Annotated in this window: 8 protein-coding genes; 3 read left to right on the forward strand and 5 right to left on the reverse strand. The window is 58.6% G+C overall.

The annotated features are described in order from the left end of the window. The first annotated feature begins 57 nt into the window (after positions 1-57). Complete coding sequence (locus tag CAF73_RS24895) at positions 58-1,866, forward strand: aminopeptidase P family protein (protein ID WP_085704495.1); 1,809 nt, start codon at positions 58-60, stop codon at positions 1,864-1,866. Here CAF73_RS24895 and CAF73_RS24900 read toward each other — a convergent pair. After that, the gene (locus tag CAF73_RS24900) at positions 1,859-2,767 is read right to left on the reverse strand and encodes a LysR family transcriptional regulator (RefSeq protein ID WP_085704497.1); all 909 of its coding nucleotides are present in this window, start codon (positions 2,765-2,767) and stop codon (positions 1,859-1,861) included. The genes CAF73_RS24895 and CAF73_RS24900 overlap by 8 nt on opposite strands. 112 nt (positions 2,768-2,879) lie before the next feature. Between CAF73_RS24900 and CAF73_RS24905 the strand changes: the two genes are divergently transcribed. Next, positions 2,880-3,878, forward strand: coding sequence for a zinc-dependent alcohol dehydrogenase family protein (locus CAF73_RS24905; RefSeq protein ID WP_085704499.1), 999 nt, complete (start codon positions 2,880-2,882; stop codon positions 3,876-3,878). Here the strand turns inward: CAF73_RS24905 and CAF73_RS24910 are convergent. Together CAF73_RS24910 and CAF73_RS24915 are read right to left on the reverse strand one after the other, a co-directional pair. Beyond that, the gene (locus CAF73_RS24910; protein WP_085704501.1) at positions 3,875-4,465 is read right to left on the reverse strand and encodes a 2-hydroxychromene-2-carboxylate isomerase; all 591 of its coding nucleotides are present in this window, start codon (positions 4,463-4,465) and stop codon (positions 3,875-3,877) included. The genes CAF73_RS24905 and CAF73_RS24910 overlap by 4 nt on opposite strands. Before the next feature lie 37 nt (positions 4,466-4,502). Beyond that, complete coding sequence (locus tag CAF73_RS24915) at positions 4,503-5,231, reverse strand: SDR family oxidoreductase (RefSeq protein ID WP_085700149.1); 729 nt, start codon at positions 5,229-5,231, stop codon at positions 4,503-4,505. Between the two features lie 92 nt (positions 5,232-5,323). Between CAF73_RS24915 and CAF73_RS24920 the strand changes: the two genes are divergently transcribed. Next, positions 5,324-5,893, forward strand: a complete 570-nt coding sequence (locus tag CAF73_RS24920) for a TetR/AcrR family transcriptional regulator (RefSeq protein ID WP_085700150.1) — start codon at positions 5,324-5,326, stop codon at positions 5,891-5,893. 7 nt (positions 5,894-5,900) lie between these two features. On the opposite strand, the gene CAF73_RS24925 is transcribed toward CAF73_RS24920, so the two are convergent. Then, complete coding sequence (locus CAF73_RS24925; RefSeq protein WP_085700151.1) at positions 5,901-6,182, reverse strand: hypothetical protein; 282 nt, start codon at positions 6,180-6,182, stop codon at positions 5,901-5,903. A gap of 168 nt (positions 6,183-6,350) precedes the next feature. After that, complete coding sequence (rhtA, locus tag CAF73_RS24930; RefSeq protein ID WP_085704503.1) at positions 6,351-7,238, reverse strand: threonine/homoserine exporter RhtA; 888 nt, start codon at positions 7,236-7,238, stop codon at positions 6,351-6,353. Between the last annotated feature and the right edge of the window lie 157 nt (positions 7,239-7,395).

The following is a 7,395-nucleotide window of genomic DNA, read 5'->3' on the forward strand; positions in this document are numbered from 1 at the left end:
CTCGCCGTCTTGGAACGGCACCGAACAATAACGATGAAGTGATTGGCAGGAGACATGATGAGTACCCAGACTTTGACCGATGGAACGGTTCCCCAGCGCCTCGCGCACACCCGTGAACTGATGCGCCGCGAAGGAATCCACGCGTTGCTGGTGCCGTCCGCCGACCCGCACCTGTCGGAATACCTGCCGGGTTACTGGCAGGGCCGGCAATGGTTGTCGGGTTTCCATGGCTCAGTGGGTACATTGATTGTCACCCCCGATTTCGCCGGGGTCTGGGCCGACAGTCGCTACTGGGAACAGGCGACCAAGGAACTCAAGGGCAGCGGCATCGAACTGGTGAAACTGCAACCGGGTCAGCCGAGCCCGCTGGACTGGCTCGCCGAACAGACGCCGGAAGGTGGCGTGGTCGCGGTTGACGGTGCGGTGATGGCGGTTGCGTCGGCGCGTACGCTGGGCAGCAAGCTCGAAGCGCGGGGCGCCAGTCTGCGTACCGACATCGACCTGTTGAAAGAAGTCTGGAGCGATCGCCCGACGCTGCCGAATGCGCCGATCTACCAGCACCTGCCACCGCAGGCGACAGTCAGCCGTGGCGAGAAACTCGCCAAACTGCGCGAAACCCTGCAGGAGCGCGGCGCCGATTGGCATTTCATCGCCACCCTCGACGACATCGCCTGGCTGTTCAACCTGCGCGGCGGCGATGTGTCGTTCAACCCGGTATTCGTTTCTTTCGCGCTGATCAGCCAGCAGCAGGCCACGCTGTTTGTCGCACTGAGTAAGGTCGATGCAGAGTTGCGTGCCGTGCTGGAAAAAGACGGCGTGACCGTGCGTGACTACAGCGAAATCGCTGATGCCCTGCGTGCGATTCCGAGTGGCGCGAGCCTGCTGGTGGATCCGGCGCGGGTGACCAGCGGTCTGTTGGACAACCTCGACAGTGGCGTGAAACTGGTCGAAGGCCTGAACCCGACCACACTGGCCAAATCGCAGAAGAGCCTGGCAGACGCCGCCCATATTCGTCAGGCGATGGAGCAGGATGGCGCGGCGCTGTGCGAGTTTTTCACCTGGCTGGAATCGGCCTGGGGGCGCGAGCGCATAACCGAGCTGACCATCGATGAAAAACTCACGGCAGCCCGTGAGCGTCGTCCGGATTATGTGTCGCTGAGTTTCAACACAATTGCCGCATTCAACGCCAATGGTGCGATGCCGCATTACCACGCCACCCCGGAAGAGCACGCGGTGATCGAGGGTGACGGCTTGTTGCTGATTGACTCCGGTGGCCAATATCTGGGTGGTACTACCGACATCACGCGGATGGTGGCGGTCGGTACGCCAACCGAAGAGCAGAAACGCGACTGCACCCGCGTCCTGAAAGGCGTGATCGCGTTATCCCGCGCCCATTTCCCTAAAGGCATTCTGTCGCCGCTGCTGGATGCGATTGCCCGCGCGCCGATCTGGGCCGAGAACGTGGATTATGGCCACGGCACCGGCCACGGCGTGGGTTACTTCCTCAACGTTCACGAAGGTCCGCAGGTGATTGCCTATCAGGCGGCGCCAGCACCACAGACTGCCATGCAACCGGGGATGATCACCTCCATTGAACCGGGCACGTATCGTCCGGGCCGCTGGGGTGTGCGGATCGAGAACCTGGCGATGAACGTTGAAGCGGGAAGCAGCGAATTCGGCGAGTTCCTCAAGTTTGAAACCCTGACCCTGTGCCCGATCGATACCCGTTGCCTGGAACCGTCGTTGCTGACGCAGGAAGAAAAACAGTGGTTCAACGCCTATCACGCCGAAGTGCGCGAGCGTCTGAGCCCGCTGCTTGATGGCGCGGCACTGGAATGGTTGAAGACGCGTACTGCCGCTATCTGATCGGTTGAAGCTCGGGCGCTGCAGCCAGCGCCCGGGTCATGAAGTCGACAAACGCGTTGACCCTGGCGGACTGGCGACGGTTCACCGGGGACACGGCGTGTATCGGCAATGATCGGGTCTGGTAGTCCTGCAACAGGGCGATCACCCGACCGGCCTTCAAATCCTCGCTGAACAGCCAGACCGGTGACAGCGAAATCCCAAGTCCTCCCAAGACCATTTCGCGGATCGCTTCGGAGTTGTTGCTCTGGGCATTGCCCTGGATGCGTACGTCGTGATGTTGGCCATCCTTCTCGTAGGTCCACAGGTTCTGAGTGCTGAGCAGGTTGAATTGCAGGCAGTTGTGCTGCGCGAGATCCTGAGGTGATTGTGGGTGACCTTGGCGTCGCAGGTAATCGGGCGTCGCCACTGTGAGCCGGTGGGTGGTGCCGATGCGTCGGGCGATCATGCCGCTGTCGTTCAAATCGCCGATGCGCAGGCTGACGTCCAGGCCTTCACTGACCAGATCCAGATTCTGATCGCTGAGTTGCAGGTCGACCTGCACCTGAGGATAGCGTTGCAGAAAATCCGCCAGTCGCGAGGCAATCTGCAAACGGCCGAAACTGACGGATGAGCCGATTCGTAGAGAACCGGCCACGGTTTCCCTGCCGGACTGGAAACGCTGCTCGGCGGCATCCACGGCTGCGAGGATATTTCGACATTCGTTGTAGTACCGCTGACCTTCATCGGTCAGTGACAACTTGCGCGTACTACGGGCAATCAGCTTGCCGCCCAATTGATTTTCAAGGGCGCGCAGGACTTTGCTGATAGTCGGCTGGGTGGTGTGCAGTTCCCGGGCAACGGCAGAGAAACTGCCGCGTTCGACTACCCGGACGAAGATGGCCATTGCGTTTAGCTTGTCCATAAAGCGCCTCATTCATGCCAATTCGGCATGCTTACTATAGTCATTTGGCTTCTTATCGGCATAGGCCTGTTGCGGGAACATGGTTTCACTTTCTCCGACAGGAATGACCGAAATGACTGACTCACTGAACATGAAAGCCCTGATGGTGGACCAGGCCAATGGGCCGTTACGCTTGGTTTCCCTGGAACGGCCTGTGGCTGGGGCTGGACAGGTACTGGTGCGGATCAAGGCCAGCGGTGTGAATCCGCTCGATCTGAAAATTCGTGCGGGGCAGGCCGCCCATGCCCGGCAACCGTTGCCGGCAGTGTTGGGACTGGATCTGGCTGGTGTGATCGAAGCAGTGGGTGAGGGCGTGCAGGGATGGGCGCCGGGCGATGAGGTGTATGCGTTAGCCACGGGCATTGGCGGCGCGCAAGGATCGTTGGCCGAGTTTGCAGTGGTGGACGCACGACTGCTGGCGCGTAAGCCTTTGAACCTCAGCTCACGTGAGGCCGCAAGCTTGCCATTGATACTGATCACCGCTTGGGAAGGTCTGGTGGATCGGGCTCGGGTGGGGGTGGGGCACAACGTGTTGATTCACGGTGGTGCGGGCGGTGTCGGGCATGTGGCCATTCAACTGGCTCGTGCATTCGGTGCTGAAGTCTATGCCACGGGTTCTGCGGGACAACGATCGATCATCGAAGGCTACGGTGCGACGTTCATTGATTATCGAGAGAACTCGGTGGAGGACTATGTCGCCAGGTTCACGGCGGGGGAAGGGTTCGACATTGTCTATGACACGGTCGGCGGCGAGACGCTGGACGCATCCTTCAAAGCAGCACGGATCTATAGCGGGCATGTGCTGAGCTGTCTCGGTTGGGGGCAGCACAGTCTGGCGCCGTTGTCGTTTCGTGGGGCCACGTATTCGGGAGTGTTCACCTTGCTGCCGTTACTGACCGGCCGAGGCTGTGAGCATCATGGCGAGATCCTGCGACAGGCTGCTGCCTTGATTGAGTCCGGCCAATTGCGCCCGTTGCTCGATCCGCGTCGGTTTACGCTGGAAACTGCCGGGGAAGTCCATGAGCTGCTGGCAACGAAGGCAGCTCAGGGGCGTCTGGTGGTGGAGATTTAGCGAAGGGCTTGCGCCACGAAGTCCAGCCGGTCCTGACCGAAGAACAACTGGTTGTCGATGAACATGCTCGGCGCACCGAAGACGCCACGCTTCACGGCGGTTTCGGTATTGTTCTTGAGTGCAGCCTTGACTGCTTCATCATTGGTCAATGCCAGTACCTCTTCAGGCTGGAAGCCATGTTCGGTCAGCACGGCGGCAACGGTTGCCGGCTCATCGAGAGGACGGCCTTCAACCCACAGCGCTTTAAACAGGCAATCGATGAATGTCTGGAAGCGATCGGGATGACGCAGTTGAATACCGGTGACTGCGCGCATCAACATCAGGGTATTGATCGGGAAATGCGGGTTGAATTTCAGGGGCACGCCGTAGCGTTTGGCGTAGCGGTCCAGGTCCTGAAACATGTAACGACCCTTGGCCGGGATCATTGCCGGCGATGCGTTGCCGGTGGCCTTGAAGACGCCGCCCAGCAACATCGGAATGTAGATCAGATGAGCGCCGGTTTCGGCGCAGATCCTTGGTAGCTGGGTATAGGCCAGGTAGGTGGCGGGGCTGCCGAGATCGAAATAAAACTCCACGGTTTTGCTCATGTTCGCTGCACTCTGTTTTTGTTATCGGGGAGGGGAATTACCAGCGCTCATTCCATGGACGCAGATCCAGTTCGAACGTCCAGGCGTCCCGGGGTTGGCTATGCAGATACCAATAGTTCTCGGCGATATGGTCGGGATTGAGAATACCGTCCTGATCCTTGGTGGCGTATTTGTCGGGGAAGTTGTCGCGGATGAAGTCGGTATCGATGGCGCCGTCGACCACGACATGGGCGACGTGGATGTTCATCTGGCCAAGCTCCCTGGCCATGCTCTGTGCCAGAGCCCGAATACCGTGCTTGGCCCCGGCGAATGCGGCAAAGCCTGAGGCACCGCGCAATCCTGCAGTCGCGCCGGTGAACAGGATGGTGCCACGGTTACGGGTCACCATCCGTTTGGCGACTTCGCGGGCATTGAGGAATCCGGAAAAACAGGCCATTTCCCAGATCTTGAAATACTTGCGGGCGGTTTCTTCGAGGATGCTGCAAGGAACGTTGGCACCAATGTTGAAAACGAATGCTTCAATCGGGCCCAGGCGGGTTTCGATATCTTCGATCAGCGCTATCACGTCTTCTTCCTTACGTGCATCGCAGGCAAACCCGTGGGCTTCCCCGCCGTCCGCCTGAATGGCTTCCACCAGCGGCTGCAATTTGTCGGCGCTGCGGCGCGTGACGCAAGCGATGAAACCTTCCTTGGCGAAGCGCTTGGCGATGGCGCCACCCGTGGCATCACCTGCACCGACAACCAATACGACCTTCTTGTTATTCATGGGTGGATCCCTTTAGTAAACGATCGTTAAGTGAACGAACGTTATGCTAGGATCCGCTGAGCGTCAAGGCACTCAATTGTGGGGACAAATACATGCGGTACTCCGCCGGTCACAAGCTGGAAACGAAAGAGAAACTCCTGCAAAGCAGTTCGCTTTCTGCGAAAAGAAACGGGTTCTCATCAATGGGTGTCGATGGACTGATGAAGGCGATCGGCCTGAGTGGAGCGGCGTTCTACAGCCACTTCTCGTCCAAGGACGCGTTGTTTGCGGCTATCGTCGAGCGCGAGTTGTGCCAGAGTCTGGAACGCTTGGGCGGGCAGGGTCCGCAAGATCGGGAACGGCTGGAGCGATGCCTGAAACTGTATCTGAACATGGCTCATGTCGAGCAACCTGAGCTGGGCTGCGCATTGCCTGCACTGGGCGCCGAGATTGCGCGGTCGGATGTTGTTGTGCGAGAACAGGCCGAACTGTGGATTTGTAAGCTTCAGGAAAGTTGGGCGCAGATTCTGGAAAGCGACAGCCTGGCCTGGGCGATTCTGTCGCAATGTGTCGGGGCGCTGGTGGTGGCGCGTATGCTGGCGTCGCCAAAAATTCAGCAGCGGGTGCTGAGTTCCTGTCATGAAGAGATCGGGAACCAGCTCGCCGCTACGCGAGCGCAATAGTGGCGGCCTATTTGCAGATGACGATCATGCTGCGGCTGGTGTAACCGGCAGGATTGAGGCCGAAGGGGTAATCACCCGGCTCCTCCACGGCATCACCTGATTTTGCGATGACCTTATAGCCTTTCGGTGCACAAGAGTTTGCGGCGCTGGTGTAGCACTTGTCCCAAGAGGAGGATAGCCCCGAACAGTTGATGTGCAGCCCCTTCTTGCCATGCTTGACCTGGGTTTTCGACGTCGCCGCACAGCCTGCAATGGCGAGTATGGCGATCAGTATCAAAATTCGTTTCATTACCGTCCTTATGGCGGCCTCGAGTCTGGCGCTCGGGTCTGCCTGTATGCGCTCTCGCTTGAAGCGTTCTGATGTCCCTATCCGAAAAAATCCATGTCTGGCATTGGGTTGCGAGGCTAAACATGGCCTAAATGAGCGCCAAATGCCAGATCTTCGTTCAATCCCGTTTCAATCTGCCGCGATCGCGGGTTTGGCAGTGCTGCCCATAGTCATGGTCGCACCGACGGAGGCCAGAATAATGCACAGGATCGCCATCCATTGTGACAAAGAAAGGTATTCCTGAAGAAATAGCAGGCCCGACAGTGCGCCAAAGGCCGGTTCGATGCTCATAAGCGTGCCGAAGGTGCGGGCGGGCATGCGGGTGAGAGCGATCATTTCCAGTGTGTAGGGAAGGGCTGTGGACAAGATCGCGACCCCGATCGCGATCGGGATCAATGCGGGTGTCAGCAGTGCGCTTCCGGCATGGACGATGCCGATGGGGGCGACGAACAGGGCTGCGATCATCACGCCAAGCGCCGCAGTAGTCACGCCGTTATCTGCGCCGGCCTTTTGACCGAACAGAATGTACAGTGCCCAGCAAACGCCAGCTCCCAGCGCATAGCCTGCACCGATCAGATCGATACCCGCTTCGGTGGCGCCGGTCGGTATCAGTAACAGCAATCCGATGGCCGCCAGAACTATCCAAAGAAAATCGATCGCGCGACGTGAGGCATAGATGGCGACTGCCAGTGGGCCAGTGAACTCCAGGGCGACGGCAATGCCGAGCGGAACAGTGCGCAATGACATATAGAACAGGAAGTTCATGCCGCCTAGGGCCATCCCGTAGACAATCACTGTGCGTAGCGACTTTGCCGTCAGCTTCGCTCTCCAGGGTTTGAGCAGTAACAGCATTATGATGCTGGCGAAGATCAGGCGCAGAGTTGTCGTGCCTTGAGCGCCAACGATGGGGAACATGCTTTTGGCCAGCGAGGCGCCGGACTGGATTGATGCCATGGCTATTAATAGAAGGCCAACCGGGAACAGGGTTGAGGCAAGGCTGCGGGGTTGGTCGTTCATTGCGAGGCATCATCCGAGAAGGTAGCTGGTGTATTGGGCAATATAGTGCGCACTCGCTGCGTTCGCGTCTATATAGAAGCGGCGTTTTCCTAAGGTTGATAGAAAACTCAAATTAAGTGTTGACGGCAGATTCTGAGTCTCTATAATTCGCCCCACT

The organism is Pseudomonas sp. B15(2017) (assembly GCF_002113215.1).
Classification (GTDB): Bacteria; Pseudomonadota; Gammaproteobacteria; order Pseudomonadales; family Pseudomonadaceae; genus Aquipseudomonas.

Bases quoted from the DNA above. Each gene is read 5' to 3' on its own strand.
- CAF73_RS24905 (WP_085704499.1), top strand. From the start codon at position 2,880: ATGACTGACTCACTGAACATGAAAGCCCTGATGGTGGACCAGGCCAAT.
- CAF73_RS24915 (WP_085700149.1), bottom strand. From the start codon at position 5,231: ATGAATAACAAGAAGGTCGTATTGGTTGTCGGTGCAGGTGATGCCACG.
- CAF73_RS24920 (WP_085700150.1), top strand. From the start codon at position 5,324: ATGCGGTACTCCGCCGGTCACAAGCTGGAAACGAAAGAGAAACTCCTG.
- CAF73_RS24895 (WP_085704495.1), top strand. From the start codon at position 58: ATGAGTACCCAGACTTTGACCGATGGAACGGTTCCCCAGCGCCTCGCG.
- CAF73_RS24910 (WP_085704501.1), bottom strand. From the start codon at position 4,465: ATGAGCAAAACCGTGGAGTTTTATTTCGATCTCGGCAGCCCCGCCACC.
- CAF73_RS24900 (WP_085704497.1), bottom strand. From the start codon at position 2,767: ATGGACAAGCTAAACGCAATGGCCATCTTCGTCCGGGTAGTCGAACGC.
- rhtA (WP_085704503.1), bottom strand. From the start codon at position 7,238: ATGAACGACCAACCCCGCAGCCTTGCCTCAACCCTGTTCCCGGTTGGC.
- CAF73_RS24925 (WP_085700151.1), bottom strand. From the start codon at position 6,182: ATGAAACGAATTTTGATACTGATCGCCATACTCGCCATTGCAGGCTGT.